Annotated in this window: 18 protein-coding genes and 1 pseudogene; 11 read left to right on the forward strand and 8 right to left on the reverse strand. The window is 45.5% G+C overall.

Going from position 1 to position 19,809, the window contains the following annotated elements; genetic code table 11:
• Positions 1–7 precede the first annotated feature (7 nt).
• The 4 genes from yidC to rpmH form a co-directional block, all read right to left on the reverse strand.
• Positions 8–1,636, reverse strand: coding sequence for a membrane protein insertase YidC (gene yidC, locus NTX75_06715; protein ID MCX5815923.1), 1,629 nt, complete (start codon positions 1,634–1,636; stop codon positions 8–10).
• A gap of 12 nt (positions 1,637–1,648) precedes the next feature.
• Positions 1,649–1,858 carry a membrane protein insertion efficiency factor YidD gene (gene yidD, locus NTX75_06720; GenBank protein MCX5815924.1) on the reverse strand — a complete coding sequence of 70 codons (210 nt, stop codon included), beginning with the start codon at positions 1,856–1,858 and terminating at the stop codon, positions 1,649–1,651.
• Positions 1,858–2,193, reverse strand: a complete 336-nt coding sequence (gene rnpA / locus NTX75_06725) for a ribonuclease P protein component (GenBank protein MCX5815925.1) — start codon at positions 2,191–2,193, stop codon at positions 1,858–1,860. Before rnpA ends, yidD begins: the two co-directional genes overlap by 1 nt.
• 92 nt (positions 2,194–2,285) lie before the next feature.
• Complete coding sequence (rpmH, locus tag NTX75_06730) at positions 2,286–2,420, reverse strand: 50S ribosomal protein L34 (GenBank protein ID MCX5815926.1); 135 nt, start codon at positions 2,418–2,420, stop codon at positions 2,286–2,288.
• A gap of 283 nt (positions 2,421–2,703) precedes the next feature.
• Here rpmH and fusA point away from each other — a divergent pair, with 283 nt between their 5' ends.
• The 8 genes from fusA to sucD all read left to right on the forward strand — a co-directional run bounded on the left by fusA (position 2,704) and on the right by sucD (position 10,659).
• Entirely contained in the window at positions 2,704–4,797 is a 2,094-nt protein-coding gene (gene fusA, locus NTX75_06735) for an elongation factor G (GenBank protein ID MCX5815927.1), read from the forward strand.
• Positions 4,798–4,870: 73 nt separating this feature from the next.
• Positions 4,871–5,314, forward strand: a complete 444-nt coding sequence (gene dtd, locus NTX75_06740; protein MCX5815928.1) for a D-aminoacyl-tRNA deacylase — start codon at positions 4,871–4,873, stop codon at positions 5,312–5,314.
• Positions 5,315–5,404: 90 nt separating this feature from the next.
• Positions 5,405–5,656 (forward strand): 4Fe-4S binding protein, encoded by a 252-nt coding sequence (locus NTX75_06745; GenBank protein ID MCX5815929.1) that lies wholly within the window; start codon positions 5,405–5,407, stop codon positions 5,654–5,656.
• An 89-nt stretch (positions 5,657–5,745) separates the two neighbouring features.
• The gene (locus NTX75_06750; protein ID MCX5815930.1) at positions 5,746–6,888 is read left to right on the forward strand and encodes a 2-oxoacid:acceptor oxidoreductase subunit alpha; all 1,143 of its coding nucleotides are present in this window, start codon (positions 5,746–5,748) and stop codon (positions 6,886–6,888) included.
• Positions 6,888–7,718, forward strand: a complete 831-nt coding sequence (locus tag NTX75_06755) for a 2-oxoacid:ferredoxin oxidoreductase subunit beta (protein ID MCX5815931.1) — start codon at positions 6,888–6,890, stop codon at positions 7,716–7,718. Before NTX75_06750 ends, NTX75_06755 begins: the two co-directional genes overlap by 1 nt.
• A 196-nt stretch (positions 7,719–7,914) precedes the next feature.
• Positions 7,915–8,502 (forward strand): 2-oxoacid:acceptor oxidoreductase family protein, encoded by a 588-nt coding sequence (locus NTX75_06760; protein ID MCX5815932.1) that lies wholly within the window; start codon positions 7,915–7,917, stop codon positions 8,500–8,502.
• Positions 8,489–9,664: an ADP-forming succinate--CoA ligase subunit beta gene (sucC, locus tag NTX75_06765; protein ID MCX5815933.1), complete on the forward strand. Its 1,176-nt coding sequence runs from the start codon at positions 8,489–8,491 to the stop codon at positions 9,662–9,664. Before NTX75_06760 ends, sucC begins: the two co-directional genes overlap by 14 nt.
• A 116-nt stretch (positions 9,665–9,780) precedes the next feature.
• Positions 9,781–10,659 carry a succinate--CoA ligase subunit alpha gene (gene sucD, locus NTX75_06770; GenBank protein MCX5815934.1) on the forward strand — a complete coding sequence of 293 codons (879 nt, stop codon included), beginning with the start codon at positions 9,781–9,783 and terminating at the stop codon, positions 10,657–10,659.
• A 258-nt stretch (positions 10,660–10,917) separates the two neighbouring features.
• Here the strand turns inward: sucD and NTX75_06775 are convergent.
• Both NTX75_06775 and NTX75_06780 read right to left on the reverse strand, forming a co-directional pair.
• Positions 10,918–11,205, reverse strand: a pseudogene (locus NTX75_06775) (DUF86 domain-containing protein).
• 66 nt (positions 11,206–11,271) lie between these two features.
• Positions 11,272–11,544, reverse strand: coding sequence for a nucleotidyltransferase family protein (locus NTX75_06780; protein ID MCX5815935.1), 273 nt, complete (start codon positions 11,542–11,544; stop codon positions 11,272–11,274).
• A gap of 347 nt (positions 11,545–11,891) precedes the next feature.
• On the opposite strand from NTX75_06780, the gene NTX75_06785 reads away from it, so the two are divergent.
• The 3 genes from NTX75_06785 to NTX75_06795 are packed head-to-tail and all read left to right on the forward strand — an operon-like array spanning position 11,892 to position 15,342.
• Positions 11,892–14,006 (forward strand): CHASE2 domain-containing protein, encoded by a 2,115-nt coding sequence (locus tag NTX75_06785; GenBank protein MCX5815936.1) that lies wholly within the window; start codon positions 11,892–11,894, stop codon positions 14,004–14,006.
• Positions 14,003–14,476 (forward strand): hypothetical protein, encoded by a 474-nt coding sequence (locus NTX75_06790; GenBank protein ID MCX5815937.1) that lies wholly within the window; start codon positions 14,003–14,005, stop codon positions 14,474–14,476. Before NTX75_06785 ends, NTX75_06790 begins: the two co-directional genes overlap by 4 nt.
• Entirely contained in the window at positions 14,473–15,342 is an 870-nt protein-coding gene (locus tag NTX75_06795) for a M48 family metalloprotease (GenBank protein ID MCX5815938.1), read from the forward strand. The genes NTX75_06790 and NTX75_06795 overlap by 4 nt, the downstream gene beginning before the upstream one ends.
• A 488-nt stretch (positions 15,343–15,830) precedes the next feature.
• Here the strand turns inward: NTX75_06795 and NTX75_06800 are convergent, their stop codons facing one another.
• On the reverse strand, positions 15,831–18,791 hold the full coding sequence (locus tag NTX75_06800; GenBank protein MCX5815939.1) for a FecR family protein: 2,961 nt from the start codon (positions 18,789–18,791) through the stop codon (positions 15,831–15,833).
• Positions 18,792–18,802: 11 nt separating this feature from the next.
• Complete coding sequence (locus NTX75_06805) at positions 18,803–19,756, reverse strand: hypothetical protein (protein ID MCX5815940.1); 954 nt, start codon at positions 19,754–19,756, stop codon at positions 18,803–18,805.
• Between the last annotated feature and the right edge of the window lie 53 nt (positions 19,757–19,809).

A 19,809-nucleotide genomic window follows, 5' to 3' on the forward strand; every position in this document is an offset into this window, starting at 1 on the left:
TGCCCCCTCAAGAGACTTTTTTGTTAATGTAAAATTGCTGTCCTATGGAAATGACGTTGTTTACGAGCCAGTAAAGCACAAGGCCTGCCGGAAAACCCCAGAAGAGAAAGGTAAAGAAAATGGGCATGAATAACATCATCTTTTCCTGCATGGGGTCTGCGCTGGTTGGTGTCATCTTCTGCTGAATCATCTGGGTAATGCCCATTACTAAGGGCAGGATCCTTATTGGTACCGTATATCCCATTACAGCAAAGGAGAACAGATCTTCAGGCGCCGAAAGGTCGTTAATCCAAAACATGAACGGTGCATGCCTCAACTCGATTGCCCCTGAAAGCGCTTTATAGAGTGCGAAGAAAACAGGTATTTGTATAACCATCGGCAAACATCCACCCATAGGATTGACGCCTTTTTGTTTATACATTGCCATCATTTCCTGGTTTACTTTTTGTTTATCGTCTTTATATTTTTCCCTGAGTTTTGCGATCTGCGGCTGCAGTTTCTGCATCTCCTTCATTGATTTGTAGCTTTTTACACTAAGAGGATAGAAGATAATCTTTATGAGAATTGTAAGGAGAATGATATCGATGCCATAGTTGTGAGTGACTTTGTTGGAGAGATTAAGTCCCATAATAAGAGGTTTTGCGATAATGTCGAACCATCCGAAGTCGACAATCTTTTCTGCTTTCACGTTCAGGCTTGCCAGGATACTTGATTTTTTTGGTCCGAAATAGAGTTTTGCCGAAAGGGTAGGCTTATCCATAAATATCCTGAGGACGGGTATACTGTGTTCCGCCTTAGGGTCCGTCTTGAAGATGGTAAGGGGAAATGCTGAATCTTCCTGTGGAATGTAGATGAAGGCAAAGAAGCCGTCATCAAGCCCTGCATATTTAAAACTGTTGATTTCGATATTTTTTTCTATCTTTTCGACTTGCTCGAATTTTTTACCATTAAAGTAGAAAGGACCTTTAAACGTATAGGTCGATTCATTTTTGCCGGTTACTACTGCAAAATCTAACGATGTTTTGTCCTTTTCCGACGATTCTACCTCAACCTTCATATCGATTGTGTACGTATCGGGGTGGAATGTGTATATCTTTTTGATCTTTGTGCCGTTCGTTAATGTTCCGGTAAGGGTAATGGTCCCCTCTTTGTCGGTGACGGTGAGACTTCCCTTATCGGGTTTGAATGTGGTACTGTCATCTACAATTTCGTTATTAATTGTTTTAAACACTTTAGGGAGAAAGATGTAGGGTTTTACATCCTCAATCATCTCTTTGTCTTTATTGTCTTTCACTGTTTCTTTGTATTGTTTGAGCTTTACGCTTTTGATGCCACCCCCGAAGTCGAGAAGTGTAACCGTCAGGAGGGGGGTCTCTACTACCACGTTTTTCACTTCTTTTGATGGTTTTGCTTCAGGCTTTGCGATTACATCGCCTTTTTTTTGTTTAACGGCGGTATCTTTCTTTTCTTCCTTCGTTTGAGGCTGAACCTTTGCCTGGGTTTGATCTTTTGTCTGAGACTGCTCTGTCGTTTGCTTCGGTTCTTCCGATTGCTGTGGCTTCGGTGCAAAATACATCTGGAAGACAAATAATATGGCAACTGTTAAAGCCAGGGCTATAATTGTGCGCTTTTCCATTCGGATCCTCCGCTATATTACCGGGTCGTATCCGCCCGGATGCAAGGGGTTACATTTTAAAAGCCTTTTCAGGCCGTGTAGTGTACCCTTAAAAACACCTTTTTTCTCAATGGATTCCTTCATGTAGCATGAACAGGTGGGGTAAAACCTGCATTCAGTGGGAACGAATGGAGATATGCATATCCTGTACAGGTCTATCAAAAAGATAACAGTTTTTTTCATTAATGGATGTTTCCGTTCAGCAGGTTTTGCAATTCTGTCTTTGTGCCTTCCCATGTAAGCTTTGGCGGTAGCGTTTTTATTCTTATAAGATGGTTGTGGCTGTCTTTGAACAGATGTTTGTTTAATCTGAAAAACTCTTTTGCAAGACGTCTCATCTTATTCCTGACAACCGCCCCCCCTGCTGCTTTCCGTATGCTCACCCCGATTCTTTTTGTACCGATTTCATTCTCATGTAACAGGAGGATAAAATGGCCTGTTTCTCTGTGCTTTGTCCATTTTATACCCCGAAAGTCCTTTTTATTCAATCTTTCTTTTTTAGGGAGAGTAAATTCCATGTAGTCCAGTTATCAGTGACCAGTTAACAGTGATTCATAAACTAAATTTTATATTTGTATGGTTTATTTGAATAGAAATCACTTATTGCGGACTAAACAGACAGTTGTTTTCTTCCTTTAGCCCTTCTTCTCCTGATTACGTCTCTTCCGGATGCGGTTCTCATTCTCACAAGAAAGCCATGTGTTCTTTTCCTGCTCTTATTGTGAGGCTGGTAAGTCCTTTTCATTCTTTCACCTCAAAGTTATTTCGAAGTTATTACTTAAACATAAAAGACTGCAAGTGTCAATAGCAACTGCCTGGGCTCACGTCGCCCCCTCCACGGGCATAAGCCCGTGGAGCCACCCCCTCTCGCTCGCGGTGCGAGCTGGTTAAATGCATATACAGGGGTTCAAACAGCTCAAACCACTGAACGTTTACCGGCTACCCTTTTAAATTCTTGATTTTTGAAATAAACCCATGTAAAATTCACAGTATTTTAATTGATTCTTATATCCTCGAAAGGAGTTTACATGAAAAAGTATGAGCCCGATGCTATTAGAAATGTTGGTATATTTTCGCATGGAAGAGAAGGCAAGACATCTATTGTTGAGGCTATGCTTTTTCTTTCAGGAGAGAACACCAGACTCGGAAGGGTCGATGATGGTACCTCCTTGATGGACTATGAGCCTGAGGAGGTCGAAAGAAAGATAACTATCTCCTCATCGCTTGCATGTTTTGAGTGGGGTAAAAACAGGATCAATTTTATTGATACCCCCGGTGATGACAATTTTATATCAGACGCCAAATTATGTATGCGTGTTGTTGATGGTGCAGTAATAGTAATAAGCGCTATTTCCGGTGTGAAGGTGGGAACCGAAAAGGTATGGCAGTATGCAAATGAACTTTCAATACCTGCCTGTGTTTTTATTAATAAGCTTGACAGGGAGAGGGCTGATTTTGAAAGGACGGTTGAGGATGTCCAGAAGAATTTTACGGATGCAAATCTTTTGGTTGTACAGTTGCCAATGGGCAAGGAAGAAGCCTTCAAAGGAGTGATAGACCTCCTATCAATGAAGGCATATATATATAAGGATGATGTCTCAGGTAGCTTTGAACGTGTTGATATACCGGCAGAATTTGAAGGTGAAGCGAATAAATACAGGGAAAAACTTGTTGAAATTGCAGTTGAAATGGATGACGAGGTGATGGAGCGTTATCTTAACGGCGATGAAGTGAAAGATGAAGAGATTGAAAAATGTCTGAAAGACGGCATATGGACAAGGCGTATCGTTCCAATCATGTGCGGGTCGGCAGCAAAAAATATTGGCATTAATACATTGCTGGACAACATCGTTAAACATTTCCCGCCATCAACGTATAAAGATGAAGTTGAAGGGATAGACCCTAAGACGGGAAATGAGATAAAGAGAAAAATGAAATCTGATGCACCCTTCAGCGCATTTATATTCAAAACAATTACAGACCCCTTTGCAGGGAAATTGACACTCTTCAAGGTGTATTCCGGCGAGATCCATCCTGATATGACAGTCTTGAATGTCACGAAAGATGAGAAAGAGAGGATAGGACAGATATTTTGTCTTGTCGGCAAAAAGCAAAAACAAGCAGGCTTTGCTTCGGCTGGAGACATTGCAGTTTTAGCAAAATTAAAAGAGGCGGGAACGGGTGATACGTTGTGCGATGAGAAAGCCCCCATTAAATACAAAGATGTATCCATGTCACCTCCTGTTATCTCTTTTTCTCTGCAGCCCAAGGCAAAAGGCGATGAAGACAAGCTTAATACGTCTCTTGCGCGGCTTATGGAGGAAGATCAAACGATAAAATATACGAGGGATGAACAGACAAAGGAATTCATCCTGTCCGGAATGGGCCAGGTCCACATTGAAGTTGTGGTGGAGAGGATGAAAAGGAAATTTGGCGTGGAAGTGGAATTGAAAGAGCCCAGGGTTCCCTACAAGGAAACGATCAAGGGAACTACGAAGGTACAGGGAAAATACAAAAAGCAATCCGGCGGCAAGGGACAATACGGTGATACATGGCTCGAACTGAGCCCTCTGCCGAGAGGTTCAGGGTTTGAGTTTGTTGATAAGGTTGTTGGAGGGGCCATTCCGAGGCAGTACATACCGGCAGTTGAGAAGGGTATCGTGGAAGCAATGCCGCAGGGTATCCTTGCCGGTTATCCCGCGACTGACTTCAGGGTTACCCTCTATGATGGTTCCTATCATGATGTTGACTCTTCGGAAATGGCTTTCAAGATTGCCGGATCAATGGGCTTCAAGAAGGGTATGGAGCTGTGCAACCCAACGCTCCTCGAACCCATCATGAAGATTGAAGTCATTGTACCTGATGAGTTTATGGGCGATATCATGGGCGATATGAATTCCCGAAGAGGCAAAATTATAGGCGTTGAAGCAAGAGGGAATAATCAGGCCGTTAAAGCAGCCGTTCCCATGGCAGAGATTTTAAAATATGCCCCTGACCTTCGGTCCATGACAGGTGGAAGAGGGATATTTACCGTTGAATTTTCCCACTATGAAGAGGTTCCGGCACATATTGCACCAAAGATCGTAGAACTGGCGAAAAAAGAGAAGGAACAGGAGAAGTAATTAAAATCTGAGGGGTCGAGGGGCATAGGGTTCGAGGGTAATAAACAACCGACCCTTGGGCCCCTTTTTTACAATGAAAGCCGTAATCCAGAGAGTCAAAAGTGCATCTGTAGAGGTTGAGGGCAGGATTGTCGGTGATATAGGCCGCGGCCTCATGGTGCTTCTTGGGATCGGCAGGGGTGACACCATCCAGGACGTACAGTGGATTGTGGATAAAATCATACATCTCAGGATATTTGAAAAAGAAAACGGAAAGCTCGACGAATCTCTTCTGGATATAAAGGGGGAACTTCTTCTTGTGTCACAGTTTACCCTCTATGGTGATTGCACAAGGGGGCGGAGGCCGTCATTTACTGATGCCATGGGCGCAAAAGAGGCAAGAAAACTTTTTGAAATATTCGTCGCGAAGGCAAAAGAGAAAATAGAAAAGGTAGAAACCGGTATTTTTCAGGCCACCATGAATGTGTCCCTTATTAACGAAGGTCCGGTGACATTAATCGTTGATTCGAAAGCATAAAAAATTAATCAAGAAAAAAGCTTGACCGATTGTATACACTGTAGTATTAAAATACCAGACCAATTAAAGACTTATCATAAAGAGCACACAATGCCAGATTCTAAGAAGAAAAAACCCCCGAACATTGATATTTTTAAGGCATGGTGTAAGGCATGCGGGATATGTGCAGCATTTTGCCCCACAGGCGTCCTTGCCCGTGATGAAGGCGGTTACCCGTATGTGAAAGAGCCCGATAAATGCATCAGTTGTGGATGGTGTGAGATACGGTGCCCGGATTTTGCAATAACCGTTAAGAAAAAAGATAAAAAAGACAGAGCCGAAAGGGACACAGGAGATATTTAGCTCGCATAAGCGAGCGAGAAGGGGAGGCTCCGGTGGCTTGGCTGCCGGAGGGGGCGACGTGAGCCCCAGAAATTGTGCAGGAGAAAAAATTGAAGAAGAAGCCAAAGAAGGAACTGCTGCTTCAGGGCAATGAGGCTATCGTAGAAGGTGCGCTACGGGCCGGTTGCCGTTTTTTTGCAGGTTATCCAATAACTCCGGCAACAGAAATATCAGAACTGTTATCAGTAAAACTTCCTCAGGTTGACGGTACCTTTATCCAGATGGAAGATGAGATTGCAAGCATGGGTGCCATTATCGGGGCCTCCCTTGCAGGCGTGAAGTCCATGACAGCAACAAGCGGTCCAGGCTTTTCCCTCATGCAGGAAAATCTGGGTTATGCAATCATTGCAGAAGTTCCGTGTGTTATTGTGGATGCCATGCGTGCTGGACCAAGCACGGGATTACCCACATCGCCCTCGCAGAGCGATGTCATGCAGGCCCGGTGGGGTACGCACGGCGACCATCCGATCATTGTTTTGTGCCCGTCCACAGTAAGAGAATGTTACGACATTACCATCACGGCCTTTAATATGGCAGAGAAATTCAGAACGCCTGTTATTATTCTCGTTGATGAGGTGGTGGCGCACATGAGAGAAAAAATATCCCTCTCTGACGATGAAGAAATTGAGATATTTAACAGGGTAAAGCCGACAGTCCCACCTGAATGGTATATCCCATACGAGGATACCCCGAGGGGTGTGCCTGCAATGGCGAACTTCGGTGAAGGCTACCGGTATCATGTTACGGGATTGACCCATGATGTAAGGGGTTTCCCAACATCGAGACCCGATGAAATAGACCCATTTATAAGGCGTTTATTCAGAAAGATCAGCCAGCACTTTGCTGAGATGCAGATTGGTGAGTTTTTTGAGACAGATGATGCCGAAATCACCATTATTGCCTATGGGTGTGTAGCACGATCTGCAAAAAAGGCTGCCAGAGATGCAAGGGCCAGAGGACTCAAGGTCGGCGCTTTAAAGATGAATACCATATGGCCTTTTATGAGAACTGCCGTTGAAAAGGTGCTCCAGACCTCAAAGACAATCATTGTGCCGGAGATGAACATGGGACAGATGTCAAGAGAGGTAAAACGGGTAAATAAGACCGATGCAAAGGTTTTTACGATCAGCAAAGTAGACGGCACAATCATTACCCCTGAAGAGATTTTAAGTAAGATCAAGGAGGTACACTAATGACTGAAGTGACCAAATTGATCCATAAATATCTACGGCATGATAAGAAATTTCCCCATGTCTGGTGTCCGGGGTGCGGTATCGGAATTATGCTCGGTTCTCTCATCAGGGCTATTGACGAATGTGGTTACAATAAAGATGAGATTGTACTTGTTTCGGGTATCGGGTGTACGGGCAGGCTGCCTGTATATGTGGACTTCAATACACTCCATACGACCCATGGACGTGCCCTTACTTTTGCAACGGGTGTGAAGCTTGCGAAACCCGGGCTGAAGGTGATTGTAGTTATGGGGGATGGTGATGCCGTTGCAATAGGCGGAAACCACTTCATACATGCTGCCAGGAGAAACGTTGATATTTCGACGGTTATCCTTAATAACAGCGTATACGGCATGACCGGAGGCCAGTATTCACCGACAACACCCTACGGAATGAAAACCACAACATCGCCATATACAAATGTTGAGCAGTCTTTTAAAATATCGGAGCTTGCTGTTACAGCAGGGGCAACTTTTGTAGCCAGGGGCACGGTATATCATGCTAAGATGCTGGATAGCCTCATGGAAAAGGCCTTTCAGAAAAAAGGTTTTTCTGTGGTGGAGGTTATTAGCCATTGTCATACCCAGTATGGGAGACTGAATCGTATGGGTTCCGCTGTTGAGATGATGGCATGGCAGAGAGATCATGCAGTGACGATTGAAAAGGCTGCCCAGATGAAAGAGGAAGAGATGAAGGATAAGTTCAAGATCGGAGTGCTGATCGATAAAGAACTTCCCGTTTTTCATGAGGAATACGAAAAGATAAGAAAATGGGCAAAAGGAACGAAATAATATAGTTACATAGTGAATAGTAAAAAAACAAGAAGACAAAAAATGGGAGATAAGATAAAGAATTTCAAGGATTTGAAGATATGGCAAAAGAGTCCTGTCCCCGAACGGGGGAATGACAATGGCTTGATAAAATGTCTTTCACTATTCACTATTCACTATTCACTGCCTTCATTTCGTATTGCAGAGGGACTATAATATGAGTTTTAGATACGATATCCGTTTAAGTGGTTCAGGCGGGCAGGGATTGATTCTTATGGGGATTATCCTTGCTGAGGCAATTGGTGTTTATGATGGAAAATATGTTGCCCAGACACAAAGTTATGGCCCGGAGGCGAGAGGTGGCTCAAGCAAAGCCGAAGTAGTGGTAAGTGATGAAGAGATCGATTACCCGAAGGCCATGCAGCTCGATTTACTCCTTGCCATGAACCAGAAATCATGTGATGACTATTACATGGACCTTAAGTCGGATGGCATACTTATTGTAGATTCCACTTTTGTCAATCAGGTGCCTCTCCCGAAGGCATACAGAATTCCTTTCACAAGGATTGCCCGTGAAAATCTGAAAAGGGAGATGGTGGCTAACATCGTTGCTCTTGGAGCGATTGCAAAATTAACAACTATTGTTACGCCAAGGGCAGTGGAAACGGCTGTCCTTGCACGGGTACCGAAAGGCACAGAACAATTAAACCGCGATGCCCTGAAGGCAGGCATGGCTGCTGCAATGAAAGCCCGCAAGGCTGTAATGCCCCATATGCTGAGTGAGCGGGTAGATGAAGATACATGAGTTTCAGGCAAAACAGCTCTTTAATGCTTACAATATCCCTACCCCGAAAGGCCAAATAGTCACATCCACAGAAGAAATACCCCAGGCAGTTGAACATGCAGGGGATTTCCCTCTTGTTCTTAAGGCACAGGTCCATGCAGGAGGCAGGGGCAAGGGCGGCGGGATAAAGATAGTCAATACCGTTGAAGAAGCAATAATGGTTTCATCCGGACTTCTCGGGAAAACACTGGTTACCCCGCAGACCGGCGAAGAAGGAAAACCCATAAACCACCTCCTGATCGAAGAAGTACTCCATGTTGCGAAAGAGTTATATCTGGGCATTACGGTAGACAGGATAAAGACCTGTGTCACGGTGCTGGCGAGCGCTGAAGGCGGTATGGAGATCGAAAAGATAGCAGCCGGGACCCCTGAAAAACTCTTTACCGAAAATATTGATCCCGGTATCGGATTAAGACCTTTTCAGGCGAACAGAATATTCTTTTCGTTAGGGTTAGACCCGGCACTCTCACGGAAGATGAGCGGGATTATTTTAAACCTATATCGCCTCTTCATTGATAAAGACTGCTCGCTCGCCGAGATAAATCCTCTCATTGTAACAAAAGGCGGCGACATTATTGCCCTTGATGCAAAGATTAATGTTGACGACAATGCGTTGTACCGGCATCCCGATATTGCATCCTTGAGGGATCTCGGCCAGGAGAACCCCCTGGAAGTGGAGGCGTCAAGGTATAATCTGAATTATATTAAGCTGAAAGGGAATGTGGGTTGCATGGTAAATGGAGCCGGGCTTGCCATGGCAACCATGGACCTGATAAAGCATGTTGGTGCAGCGCCGGCGAATTTTCTCGATGTCGGTGGAGGCGCTACCTCTCAGATGGTCACCGAAGGCTTGAAAATATTGCTTTCCGACACCGATGTCAAGGTGATTTTTATAAACATTTTCGGCGGTATACTCCGCTGTGATACCCTCGCTAAGGGGGTCGTTGAGGCAGCTCGCCAATTGGAGATAAAACTGCCCATGGTTATAAGGCTTGAAGGAACAAACGTAGAACCGGGCCGTCAGATATTTGCCGAATCGGGTCTCTCGTTTACTGTAGCGAATGGGATGGGGGATGCGGCGGAAAAAGTTGCGGAAGCGATTAATAGCGTGAATAGTGAATAGTGAATAGTAAAACCTTCCATCTGTTATTCTGGGCTTGATCCGGTTCCTTCACTTGCGAAGCAACATCCAGACTATGCACTGTTCACTAACGACTGTTCACTGAACGAGGTTGAGAAATGAGCATTATAGTTGATAAACATACACGATTGGTTGTTCAGGGTATAACCGGCAACGAGGGTGCATTCCATACACGGCAGATGGTGGAGTATGGAACGGATGTCGTTGGAGGGGTTACTCCTGGCAAGGGTTCGCAAAAGTTCGAAGGTATTCCCGTTTTTAATACAGTAAAGGCAGCGGTTGATGCTACTGGCGCCAATGCATCGGCAATTTTTGTGCCGCCCCCGTTTGCCGCTGATGCCATTCTGGAAGCAGTTGAAGCAGGCATAGAGGTTGTTGTCTGTCTCACAGAAGGCATTCCAACCATCGATATGATTACTGTAAGGCATTACATGAAGGACAGGAAGGCTGTCCTCATAGGCCCCAATACACCGGGCATCATCTCTCCCGGTAAGTGCAAAATTGGTGTTATGGCAGGGTACATTCATAAAGAGGGCAGTATAGGGATTATTTCCCGAAGCGGCACCTTAACCTATGAAGTGGTAGACCAGCTTACGAAACGCGGGATAGGACAATCAACCTGTGTAGGCATAGGAGGAGATCCTGTTATTGGTCTCAAATATGTTGACCTTCTCGAGATGTTTGAAAATGATAAAGATACCGATGCTATTGTGATTATCGGTGAAATTGGCGGCCAGGCTGAAGAATACGCTGCCGAATATTTCAAAAAATACATGAAAAAACCGGTTGTGGCATTTATTGCAGGGGTAACCGCACCGCCGGGAAGACGTATGGGCCATGCAGGGGCAATTATATCCGGTGGGGTAGGGGACGCTGCCACAAAGATAAGGACACTCGAAACGGCGGGCATCACAGTTGTAAAAAGCCCTGCCGAGATAGGGCAGACGGTGGCAAGCGTAATTCGCCGATGCAAGTGAATAAGTCAATATGACCCCGGTTGTTCGAATCTTGCTTTCAGTATGGATTCGGTTGATATGATGGACTATTTTTTTCATTACGATTGTCTATTACTGGGGCTTGCGCCTGTCCCCGTAAGGGGGTCGCCCCCTCTACACGACCCGCAAGCGGGTGCCCCGGCCTGCGGGGCCACCCCCTCTCGCTCGCTTTGCGAGCTGGATAGATCCTCCCGGGCTTGCCTGTGGGAATCTATTTATATCATGGGCAGGTATGTCGTTTTATGTCTCAGGAGAAAGAATTTTCTCAAGCTCAGCAAGAAGCTGGGGCATATTTATAGTGATAGCATCCCACAATATGTCATAATCAACAAAATCATAACCATGGATTAGCCTGTTCCGCATGCTGATTATTTTTGGCCATGGAATTTGTGGATATTCGTTCTGCCTTTCTTTCGGATATTTGCTTGCTGCTTCTCCGATAAGCTCGATGAGCCGGGTCATTGCAAGGCAGAATATCTCATCTTCTTCCAGATCGGTTTTTTCTTTTCCAGCAGCTAAAGATATGGTCTTTCGCGCATATGAAAGAGCCTTATTTTTGGATCATTGTCTGGCATACTGTACCTCTGCTGTTGCTTAAACTTTATCCCGAAAATACTTACTCAGGCATTTAGGGGTATTCAGGTCCACTTTTCTACCGCCAAGAATATTCGACAATGCCTGTTCCATGTCGTAAAGCTCAAAAAACCCCACTCTGGCCTCCGGTTCAAATTCTACCAGGACATCCACATCGCTTTTTGGACCAAAGTCGCCTCTCAATACTGACCCAAAAAGGGCAAGCTTCCGTATGCGGTTCCGTTGGCAAAATTCTTCTATTTTCTGCTTCGAAATATTTATTTTGCTTGCCATTTTTCTAACCATCTAAAATCACTGATGCTGATTTTAGATGGTTAGTATTATTATGTGGGAGTTCCACTATTCACTGCCTTCATAAGGTCGGGGCAATCCAGGTTAGCAGCGAAGAGATATTCTTGTAAAACAGGCAGATTTTCCTCTTATAATTTTTTCAATAATGGTCTACTATTGAAAATTGGCAAATACACTTACTATGAATTTAAGAAACCGGGTACTTATCATTTGACAGAAGAAATGGACATTGGGTATATTTGACAAATGAATAAGGGGCCGAGACAAGTTGACCCCACTTGTTCCTTGTTCTGTGTAAAAGAAAAGCATAGTTGCGAGAGAGAAGAGTCATGATAAAACAACTTCAGACAAAGGCCCGTATCCGCAACATTATTATTCTTACAATTGTAGTTTTTTGCGTTTCCTTTCTATTATATTCTGCGAATGCGCTTCACCTCTTTGAGCTGAAGGTTTTTGACCTTTATTCGCGTCTGCTCAATCCTCTTCGCTCATCCGGTGATACTGTTATTATTGAAGTGGATCAAAAAAGTATTGATGCATTGAGCAGAGAAGGAATCAACTGGCCCTGGCCAAGGCAGATGTACTCTCCCATTATAGAGTATCTGTCTGAGGCGGATGCCGTTCTTGTTGATGTCCTTTACACCGAACCATCATCCTACGGACAGGAAGACGATGTAATATTTGCAGATGCAATCAGGAAGGCATCAAATGTGTATCTCCCGTTTTTCCTCTCCAAAAACCCGAAGGACACGTCGCTTGAAGACATGATGTTCGTGAAGACACACTCCATAGGTGAAGCAACTGGTACGTCTTCACCATACCGCTCAGTTATTGTTCCACTGGACGTCTTGAGGGCACATATAAAAGGAACCGGGAATATCGCGATCAGTCCCGATGAAGATGGTGTCTACCGGAAAATACCCCTTTTTTTTCAGTTTCAGAACAGGATAGTGCCGAATCATATCTTCTCTTGTTTAGTCAAGCAGGGAAAGTTGCAGGTATTGCACAACAAAGCGTGTTTGCGCAACACGCCTGTTCCGCTTGTTGATGGAAAGGTGCTGCTGCGTTATTACAGGGATCGCAGGCCATTTCAAGTCTTTTCAGCGGTTGATATTCTGAATGCTGCAGTTGGCAAGGACCCAACGAAGTCTATGCCTATTAGCAAAGAGTATTTCAAGGGCAGAACTGTGTTCGTCGGGTTTACCGCCGCAGGACTCTATGATTTGAAGCCTACATCCGTATCCCCGGTATCAACAGGTGTGTATATTAATGCTACCCTCTTTGACAACCTCCGGGATGGGAGTTTCATGAGGCCCGTAAATCCTGTTTTTGTTGTTCTGAGCATGTTTTCTATTGTCTTGTTACTCTCAGTTTTTGTCTTGTATAATCATTCTTTTATCAAAAATCTTGCCATGTTTCTTGGAATATTTGCATTAGTATTTGGAATAACCGCCCTGTTATTTTTGAATACCCATTATTTTCCTGTTGTTTATCCGGTAGCTGCCCTCATCATAGGTTTCATCTCTGCCGTAACCTTCAGTTACGCCTCTGAGGGAAAAGAACGTCTTTTCATAAGAAAGACTTTCTCGCAGTATATGGATAAGACGCTTGTTGACTATGTTTTGCAAAACCCTGACATAATCAAGCCAGGTGGGAAAAAATTACGGGTGACTGTCTTTTTTGCAGATATCGCCGGCTTCACGACCATCTCCGAAAATAACTCCCCTGAAAATACTGCCATGATGCTTCATACTGTCCTTGACGCATTGACAGAGGTGGTAATCAGTGAAAAAGGGGTTATTGATAAATATATCGGGGACTGTATCATGGCGTTTTGGGGCGCCCCTCTTCATACTGAAAATGATGAAATCAATGCATGTCAGGCTGGCCTCAACTGTTTTGCGGCGCTCAGGAGAATAAATGCAAAGTTTGAAGAGCAAGGTATTCCCCCTATCTTCATCAGAATAGGGATACATTCCGGCGATGCCATTGCGGGCAACCTTGGAAGTACAAGGCTATTTGACTATACGGTAGTTGGAGATACCGTAAACCTTGCATCGAGACTTGAGTCGGTCAACAAGGTTTTTCGCACAAATATCATTGTCAGTGAAAAAACGATGGATAGGACTAACAACTCTTTTGTTTTCAGGGAACTTGGTCTCATTGCCGTCAAAGGGAAGAGCGAGCCGATTCGTATTTATGAACTTATATCGGAAAAAGGTAATGCAGGACCGGAAGTTAAAGAAAAAATTGACCTGTTTCGCGAGGCTTTGGCTTACCACGAGAATGGCAAATTTAACAATGCCATCAGGCTGTTGGATTTGTTGTTGGAGCGTTATCCGGATGATGGTCCGGCATTGTTCTATAAGGAGAGGTGTGAGGGTCTTCTGAAAAATATTCCTTTGACAAAACCTTGGAATGTTCTTAAAATGACTGAAAAATGAAAACCTTATTTTTTACAATTACTTTTCTGTTCTTTATTCTTGCACCTGTACTTGTCTTTGCTGACCAGGCTTCTGTTGTCACCAAAGAGAATGCGATCAGGGAATACTGCAAGTTTTTTGCACCCATAAAATCGCCCGTTCGATACAACGACGTACTCGACATTCTTTCTCCCCAGGGAGACTGGTTTAAGGTCAAGTACAGGAGCGTGGAAGGTTGCATTCACAAGACGGCCGTGCAACAAAGGACCGTTTCGTTCACCGGAGCCAAGGTGTCAGGAAAAGGGGCTGGTTCTGTTTCGGAGGGAGAGACATCCCTCGCAGGCAAGGGATTCAACCCACAAGTGGAGGCATCATACAAGACAAAGCACCCTGAAATGAAATACTATCTCGTTGACGGTATTGAAAAATACGAAGTTCCGGACAAAGATATAGCCCAATTTGTGACAGGTGGAGGACTCAATCAGCCATGATTCTAAAAGGCATCATACCCGCACTTTTGTATGTCTTCCTTTGCGCATCGGCAGGCTATGCCATTGATTTGGGAGGTATTACAAAATATTTTAATAGTGCAAAAACAGCGGCAGGGTCAATAACAAAGGCAGCACGACCCATTTCCGACGAGGAGGAGTATTATGTCGGAAGGGCAGTTGCAGCCAAAATCCTCGGAACATACCAGCTTCTTGGGAACATAGAGCTTACATGGTATGTGAATCTTGTTGGTAAAACCATAACTTTGTCGTCAGATAAGCCGTTCACATACGGTGGTTATCATTTTGGAGTACTTGATACAGATGAGGTCAATGCCTTTGCATGTCCAGGCGGCACAATACTGATTACGAAAGGCATGATAAAGACGATGAGATCAGAAGATGAGCTTGCGGCAGTCCTTGCTCATGAGGTTGCACACATCAGTAAACGCGACGGTATCGGGGCAATTTCCAGTTCACGCTGGACCGAGGCGCTCACCGTTATAGGCAGCGAAGCCGCCAAGACATACGGTCCGTCGGATGTTTCGAAGCTTGTCGGCATCTTCGAAGGAAGCATCGACGATGTCTTTAAAACCCTCGTTGTGAATGGCTACGGCAAGTCACAGGAGCTTGCTGCCGACGCATCTGCCCTGCAGTATCTCGAAAAGAGCGGATATAATCCTGCAGCCTTGGATGATTTCCTTAAACACCTTTCTGAAATCGGCCAGACATCAGGCGGAGGAATCACGAAAACTCATCCCGGAACCCCTGACAGGATCAAGAATATTTCCGGGAAGTTGCCATCTGTTACAATTGATCCCCAGGCTCTCCAGAAACGGACCGTACGATTTTCTACAGTTCTTAAATAAAAATAGCATTTGAATTTTCTACAGTCTGTTACATTAATCCTGCTTCTTTGATGTTATCTGCAATTGTGTGCATCCGATGCGCCGTTGTCTCCTCCAGCATGGCGCGGACAGAAGGCGCCTTTTCAAACATGTCCAGAAACTGCTCTCTCCGCAATGTAAGAAATATACATGGGCTGAGCGTCCGGACGGTCGCTGTGCGAGGTACTTTATTGAGCAGGGCTACCCCAAAATAATCGTCATCTTCAAGTATCGCGATCTGATGGTCCTGACCTGAAGGCGTGCTTTTAAATACAAGTGAAAAACAACATTACAGGAAGGGAATGAGCGGGATGAGGGACTCAATATTTCAGTATCTTTCTACCGTCTGAGAATCATTTTGTGATTTAGGATTGCCCTTTGGCCCGAGCATCCGGTGAATACTCTTGCTGGACTTGTTAAGTTTCTAAGCAAGAGCGTGGAATGTAATCGTCGACGGTGTGGGGGGTTTCCTAAAAATTACCTGCCGGATTCAGCGGAGATCCCTTTTTATTTGGTGTTGTTGACCATGAGCCGTTGTATTGCAACGAAGCACCCGGACTGCCTCCCTGTGCGGCATTCCAGTAGTTTTTATTCGCATACACATTTGCTGATACAGTACCAGTATTGACAAGAACACCAGTATTGACCTGAACCTTGTCTGCGCTGATGAGGACAGCAGGAGATGTGAGGTTTACCGTGCCGCTGCCTCCGAATATAACCGCCCCACCGGAAAGCTGCCCGCCAAATAATTTTATCTGAGTGTTTGCATCCATCTTGCTTCCGGCATAGATATTGAGCACCCCTTCAGTGCCAAGGGCGCCTATTTTCAGGATGTCCGCCTGAAGCCCCGCGCCGGCCAGGATATCGATAATCCCTTTTATGCCATTATTGACTATATTGAGGTCGCCATAGTCAGCGACGATATTTTTCCCGTAATTTTCCCCGGCAATCGTGAGGCCGTCAATCTGTATTTTCCCGCCTGCCGAGGTGAGCTCAACCTTCGACCGGCCGGCATCGGATTTTGTATATGAAGCCGAATTAATCAGTGCAAGGATCTGCCCGGTGCTCGTAATATCGATAGCGATTGAGTTCGGGTCTGCATTCATGCTGTTCAAGGTTATTCCCCCTGCTTTTTGCCACTGGTTAAAATAATTCTGGGGGGTAGCGCTTGCCTGAACCCTGCCGGAAATCTCTATCTTGTTCTGCGCAGAAAGGTCAATGGTGCCGCCGCCTGTCAGGCGGTTATCGGTAAATACCTCGATCAATCCTCCATCGGCAACCTTTATATTGTTTGATCCGATACCGTAAAAATTTTCTGCACCAGCAATCTCTCCATTAATATTGATATTCCCTTCCGCCGCCATCGTGACCCTGCCGAACCCGCTTACGCTCTGGTTGGCAGCAATATTCAGGTCGCTCCCTGCGCCGCGTGCATATGCAAAGAATTCCTGATAGGACCTCGTTGTGGTGCTGCCTGCCGTGCCATCGCCGGTTGACGGGTTCCGGTTGGTGGTCATGTCCTGCACTGCTTTTGCCTCATCAATGAGCTGCTGCGCTTCAGCCTGTTTTTCAGGTGACTTCTTTGCCATTTCCGTTTGCCAGACTTCCTTTACCTTGTTTTCGAGTTCGGAGTTTGAAATATACGTTGTGGCGTAATCCGAAAAGGGTTTTATTTCAGCGTCGCGACTGCTGCTGGGATCATTGGCATCATAAGTGATAATCTTGAGATATCCGAGGCGCACAAGGTCGGAGCGGTTGAAGAGTGCCCGGTATTGGTCTGTGGGTTGACCGCTTGTAAGCCCCGAGCCGAATTGTGGATTATTTTCAACTGCAGAGTAAGCTATCGGCAGAGGGCGGGTAACTTCATAACGGGCAACATATTTACTGTATTGAAATGGTGTTAACGGAGGATTGTTTGTCATATTTCTGTATGGTCCCACCTGGACGGCATAATTGTATGTCCTCGCATTTACCACGCCACCGGTCTTGGCTGCGTCTCTCGTTGCGTCGGGTGCAAGATATTCAGACGCTGCCGACGTGAGGGTGCCGTATGCATAATCTGTAGTATTGACTACCACTGTTCCGGCCGGTAACGGATTACGTGCCTGCCAGTTATCCACGCCAACATACTGTCCCTTTGACTGGCTTTCCATTGCGAGTTCAGCCGATGATTTCGGGGCAATGGAGGCAGTAATTGATTTATTGATATTTATTGAACCATTCGATGCAATAAGACTCAGATTGTTCAATAAAGAAGATATCTGGACAGGTTGCGAAATGGCGATGCCTTTTCGGGAAGCAAGTGTGAGCGTATCGGGCATGCCGGCAGGTCTTAAAACGCTGAAGGCCCCCTGAACTGCAAGGTCGCTGAAGAGAAATGTGCTGATGGGGGATCTGGATGAGAACCGGTTGTTAAAGCCGATGGTATCCCTTTCGAAGGCATTCTCCTGGCTCCCGAACACATAGTTGGCAAACCCTCCCTGGTCTGTATCTCCCTGATAGTTCTGATAGATTGCGCCTGTGCCCGCAAGGGCGCCGTTTTTTGTTATTGTGCCGGCTGTATTGATGGTATTGGTGGAATCAAGGGTAAATGGCGAACCCTGATTTACTGTAAGCGGGTCGGATGTGCGTGTTTCAAACCAGCGTTCATATGTTCTGTTTTCGAGTGTTTGCAGCAGGGTATCCGAAGCGATGAGCAGTTGGCTTCCGGAGAGCATAACAAGGTTGGTTTTTATCAGATCGCCCGATAGTAAGGTTTTTTGCTGATCAGAGGCTGCGTCATTAATGCTGCTTATATTAAGCGGAGAGACATCCGGACCCTTCCGGTAGTCTCCACGCAGATTCACAAGGGTTGATGTCTGTACGAGTTGTTGCAGGTTTACATCCACCGGTTCGGGCAGGTTTCGTGACCCTGGAGGCAACAGAAGCATCTTGCCGCCTCCCATCACCAGCCACTCGCCAAACCTGTTGTTTATGGATGTCTTTGCCTCTCCTTCGAGAACGATGAATTTTGTATAGTTGGAGGGGGTAAAATCCACCATGATTGTTGCACCGGACATCTCAAACGAGACGTTCCCGGTTGTTATCTTTGTGGCGACAGCGCCCTGCGGCACCTGCAACAGGAATGACCCTTGTTCAAGCTTGATATCCTTGCTATTCCGGCCGAGGGTAAGTCGTGTATCAGGGGCAAGCCGTATGACTGCTTTATCCGGGAGAACAATTTCCGCGTTGGAGTCTTTTCCGGTAATGACGGGTTCGTCAGCGGGTGATGAACCTTGTACTGTATTTACGTCCCCGCTCGTGAATGTCACCGTCGCTTCGGTCGGGGAATCTGCCTCAAGGAAAAGGGGTAATCCTCCCAAAAAGACCGAAAGTAAGGTGAATAGCAAGGCGGTACGGAGAACAGACTTCCTGCTAAGAAAAGAAAACATCCGGCACCTCCTTAAAATTTGAACTTAAGCCCGATATTGGGGGCTATGTTTACAACATTATACTCAAATACGGATTGATTGGACTGGTTAAAGGCTGCAAGAACAGAAAAGTTTATGCTTATCCATGGCTTCAGCCTGCAGGTAATCCCGAGCGTAATGGACTCATTGTAATCCTCGCGACCGTTTTCGGCGTAGGGTACATAGGAAAGACGCACGCCTGCTTCAAAAGACCATTTTGATGTAATGTCAAGATAATATCCCCCGACAAGCGAATGATAGTCTCGCTGGTAGACTTTTGGATCTGAAAACCCGAACTGGCTTGAATAACCCCCATAGAGATAGTGGGCGCGGGCCAGGGGAAATGTCTTGAACAGACCGAGCGTGATACTGTTATTACGATAATACTCGCCCTGTGCATCCGTATTGGTGAGACGGTTATAGTTGTAGCGTGCGGTTACTGCCAGTTGATCTAATTGGGGAATTACATAAGTGAGGCCTGCACCGATATTGAAGCTGTCAAAGTTCATGTCGGTAAATCTGTCGTAACGGAACCACTGGTACGCGGCTGTTATTTCGCCGAGCAGATCAGGGCGGATTATCGGCTGATAGGACACCCCTGTTGTTGTGAGAAAATAATTATCATCCTGAGGATTATTCTTCGTGAGCGCCACATTGCTTATCCAGTTCCACCCGACATTCCCGAATACCGAAAAAGGTTGATATTCAGTTTTTCGTTTGAGTATGTACTGCTGTCCAAGGGCATCATCGCCGGGAGAAGGCGGTGCGGTTGTATCATATGTTTCCTGCCCGAGTACATCGATTGCACGGCGTCCCGACCTTGAAAGTTCATCAAGTTCTATTTGTCTTTCCAGGTCGATCTGCGGCGTTGAGGTGGTCTGGGCAAAGGCGGGGGAAGCCGAGAGCAATAAACATATATAAACGGAAATCCAGAAAATTGTTCCCATTTCTCTTCCTTTGGAAAAGACAGACGTGATTGTCTGTAATATATATCATAAAT

The sequence above is a fragment of the Pseudomonadota bacterium genome (assembly GCA_026388315.1).
GTDB lineage: Bacteria > Desulfobacterota > Syntrophorhabdia > Syntrophorhabdales > Syntrophorhabdaceae > MWEV01.

What these genes read in the sequence shown, in the direction of transcription:
- yidC (MCX5815923.1), bottom strand. Translation starts at nt 1,636, where the DNA reads ATGGAAAAGCGCACAATTATAGCCCTGGCTTTAACAGTTGCCATATTA.
- yidD (MCX5815924.1), bottom strand. Translation starts at nt 1,858, where the DNA reads ATGAAAAAAACTGTTATCTTTTTGATAGACCTGTACAGGATATGCATA.
- rnpA (MCX5815925.1), bottom strand. Translation starts at nt 2,193, where the DNA reads ATGGAATTTACTCTCCCTAAAAAAGAAAGATTGAATAAAAAGGACTTT.
- rpmH (MCX5815926.1), bottom strand. Translation starts at nt 2,420, where the DNA reads ATGAAAAGGACTTACCAGCCTCACAATAAGAGCAGGAAAAGAACACAT.
- fusA (MCX5815927.1), top strand. Translation starts at nt 2,704, where the DNA reads ATGAAAAAGTATGAGCCCGATGCTATTAGAAATGTTGGTATATTTTCG.
- dtd (MCX5815928.1), top strand. Translation starts at nt 4,871, where the DNA reads ATGAAAGCCGTAATCCAGAGAGTCAAAAGTGCATCTGTAGAGGTTGAG.
- NTX75_06745 (MCX5815929.1), top strand. Translation starts at nt 5,405, where the DNA reads ATGCCAGATTCTAAGAAGAAAAAACCCCCGAACATTGATATTTTTAAG.
- NTX75_06755 (MCX5815931.1), top strand. Translation starts at nt 6,888, where the DNA reads ATGACTGAAGTGACCAAATTGATCCATAAATATCTACGGCATGATAAG.
- NTX75_06760 (MCX5815932.1), top strand. Translation starts at nt 7,915, where the DNA reads ATGAGTTTTAGATACGATATCCGTTTAAGTGGTTCAGGCGGGCAGGGA.
- sucC (MCX5815933.1), top strand. Translation starts at nt 8,489, where the DNA reads ATGAAGATACATGAGTTTCAGGCAAAACAGCTCTTTAATGCTTACAAT.
- sucD (MCX5815934.1), top strand. Translation starts at nt 9,781, where the DNA reads ATGAGCATTATAGTTGATAAACATACACGATTGGTTGTTCAGGGTATA.
- NTX75_06780 (MCX5815935.1), bottom strand. Translation starts at nt 11,544, where the DNA reads ATGGCAAGCAAAATAAATATTTCGAAGCAGAAAATAGAAGAATTTTGC.
- NTX75_06785 (MCX5815936.1), top strand. Translation starts at nt 11,892, where the DNA reads ATGATAAAACAACTTCAGACAAAGGCCCGTATCCGCAACATTATTATT.
- NTX75_06790 (MCX5815937.1), top strand. Translation starts at nt 14,003, where the DNA reads ATGAAAACCTTATTTTTTACAATTACTTTTCTGTTCTTTATTCTTGCA.
- NTX75_06795 (MCX5815938.1), top strand. Translation starts at nt 14,473, where the DNA reads ATGATTCTAAAAGGCATCATACCCGCACTTTTGTATGTCTTCCTTTGC.
- NTX75_06800 (MCX5815939.1), bottom strand. Translation starts at nt 18,791, where the DNA reads ATGTTTTCTTTTCTTAGCAGGAAGTCTGTTCTCCGTACCGCCTTGCTA.
- NTX75_06805 (MCX5815940.1), bottom strand. Translation starts at nt 19,756, where the DNA reads ATGGGAACAATTTTCTGGATTTCCGTTTATATATGTTTATTGCTCTCG.